We start from the raw sequence: 2850 nt of genomic DNA, 5'->3' as shown, positions 1-2850 counted from the left end.
ATTGCTTTGAATATCGGCAAAAAAGAAACTGCCAACACTTAAAGCCTCTGGTATTGCTGCTTCTACATCGGCTAAAGTTGCCAGTCGGCGGATAGATGGATCTTGCTCGTTTTTTAGTGCGATAATTTCAGCGCAGAGGATTTGGATTAGGAAAGGGTGACAGCGGGTGAGTTGCAAAACTCGCTCAACCGCATTGGGTTCGTAACGCAGGGTAAAATCTTTGACTGGTTGCTCAATTAGTTGACGCGCTTCGGGTTGTTTCAGGTAGCTGATATGAACGACTTGGACATTGATTAAATAGCTAGCCCAACGCTGAAATTCTTCTATTGTATGGGAACCAGCTAGCAGCACTTTGAAGCGGGGACGATGTTGAATCAGGTGACGCAACATTCCCAGAACATCCTCCCGATCAAAGCGTCCTTTTGTGATGGCATTATCTAGCGCCTCGAATTCATCCAAGGCAAGCAGGGCAATATTTTGTTGTAGCGCTTGTTCTACTTCGTCCAGCCATTCATCAAAGCGGGTGAAAGGGTCATCTTGCAGTGTTTCGCGGTCAAGAGATGGGAGAGTGAACGCACTTTGGCGCTTGGCTGAGTTTGCCATACTCTTGGCGATATTGTAGAGAAAACCAGCATAATCTCTTGCCGATGAAACCGGCCCTTGTAAGTCTACAAACATGGGAATGATAGTGCTTGGTAGCAAGCGTCCCAGGTTGTTGAGGAGGGATGTTTTGCCCATGCGCCGCTGACCGTAGAGTAACAAGGGAGGGCGGCGGCGGTCTAGCAGTAATTGCTCGATGCGCGTACCAATGTCAGCACGTCCGGTGAAGATTTCCTGTTGTTCTGTCAGGGGTACGCCGATGATATAAGGGTTGTCGATTTCTTGTCGTAGTTCAACTGCTTTCGCCTGTTCTTGCACATAGTTGGTGACAATTTTATACCAACTATTTGCAATAGGGCTAAAACGTACTGCATATTTGTCACCACTGCGGGTCAGTTCTCGGATTAAACCATTTAATCTTTCTGCTACAGCACTGAGGGCTAAACGCTGGTTGTAAGCACTATTTTGGTTGAGGGCTGCTGCTACATCCTCGCGGATGCTACTAAAGCTACTTAGGAGGGGACTAACTGGACTATTCAGTTCTCCCAGAGCCAGATCGTGGTAGGCGTTAGCTATGGTGCTTATATCTGTACACCCTTCCAGTACGTATAGATTGGGTTGAATCTTTACTAGATTATCAGCCGAGCGCCTATAGTTAATATATCGATAACCTATAAGATAAAGACCGCAATATAAAAAAAAATAATGTATCAAAGAAGTAAGTTTATAGCCAGCTAAGATTATTGTGCTAGATTAGGCTAAAGCAGAATGAGCTAAAAGAGGCCATAGACTTCGCTGGCCTCTCCAACTCCCTGTGAACTCTACGGTTGAACAACCATTCTGAACAACCATTCACAAGCTTTACTTGAACTTTAGGAAAAGTAGAGGGGTAAATGGCTAATTTGTTGCGACCGTTGGTTTTTGTTACACTGGCTTTCTGCGTCATTTTTAATGACGTAGATATTAATGATCCGGTTGTGCTCCCCATTCTAATCCAATTAATCGGACAGATGGAGAACGACAGCAAGGATAAGGGCAATGACAAGGGTGAGTAGCAACTCCCGTGAACCGTTAGATTGTCTTTTTTAATTAAGACTAGCTAAGTAAGGTGATGACTTACTTGGCTTTTTTGTTTTAAACGGTAATATTTCAATGCCCTACACCTTGGTATTTAGAATTATGAACTTTCTTTAAAGACTAAATTAGAGATCGCCTGAGACTTTCGCAAGAGGTCTATTCATGGGTTTCGTTGACCCTAAACTTTATACTTCTAGTGTGAAGCAAAATGCTTGAAACCCTGACTACACAATGATTTACTTGTCGCTCTCTTGTGATTGCTCTATGATTGTCCTATGCTCTAGTTTCGATTTTGTAAGCGATCGTGTCAAAACACTCTCCACATTATGACTGACCTAAGCATCAGAAAAAAGAAGAAAATTACTATCTCCGCATCTTCAAAAGGTATAGAGATAGCAGAAAAAGCTCTGATCAGGCTAGGATTTGATACAAAAAGTAACTTTGCCAAATCTCAGCTTTTAGCACGCAGTACAGTTACCAAGTTTTTTAACTGCCAGCCTCTTCAGCTTGATTCCTTTAAAAAAATATGTCAAGGATTGAAATTAGATTGGAGGAGAATAGCGGAACTCTCAGAAGAAGAACCATCTCAAATACCAGGAATAACTGATTGCATAAACCCTGATATTAATGAAGGAGGCGAGACAATGCTAACACCAACATTTTACCGCCAAGTGACTGTAATAGACAAAAAAACTAATACAATTAAAGCTGAAATTAAATTAATAGGTGATATAAATTCTTTTGGAGATTCAAGTAGGGTTGAATTTATTTTACGAGAATTTGCAGGAGACACTATAAAAATCACTGATATTAAAGAGGGCAGCATCCGATTAACTGTAGAGGGTTCTCAAGAGGATATCGATCGGCTTGTATCTCTCATCAAATCAGGAGAATTAAAGGAAGTAAGCGGTTTTCCTGTTGCAGATGTTCAAATTTTGAGTGAAAGCTCAGAGGATGACGAAAGTAACGAACTCAATAATAAGTGGTATCTAGTACGAGAGATTGTTACTCAAGGAATTAGACATCGAAACTTGAGTGAGGTTGACTTAAGTGATGCCGACCTGAGTGGTGCCAACCTAAGTCGTGCCTTGCTGAGTAGACCTCTTGCAAAAATAACTAGGACGGGCAAGATGCCCATCCCACAAGAGTTATTTTTTATTGTGGGACGGGCAT

At 42.0% G+C, this 2850-nt stretch carries 2 protein-coding genes; one reads left to right on the top strand and one right to left on the bottom strand.

What is annotated here, in order from left to right:
* The coding region (locus tag ACUVJL_RS24690) for an AAA family ATPase (RefSeq protein WP_445248251.1) at positions 1–1314 on the bottom strand (1314 nt) is incomplete at its 3' end.
* A 689-nt stretch (positions 1315–2003) separates the two neighbouring features.
* On the opposite strand from ACUVJL_RS24690, the gene ACUVJL_RS24685 reads away from it, so the two are divergent.
* Positions 2004–2850 (top strand): pentapeptide repeat-containing protein (locus tag ACUVJL_RS24685; protein ID WP_445248250.1); only part of this gene is annotated, 847 nt, incomplete at its 3' end.

The sequence above is a fragment of the Microcoleus sp. OTE_8_concoct_300 genome, from assembly GCF_031383065.1.
Classification (GTDB): Bacteria; Cyanobacteriota; Cyanobacteriia; order Cyanobacteriales; family Microcoleaceae; genus Microcoleus.
This window is presented reverse-complemented; position numbering and strand designations above follow the sequence as displayed.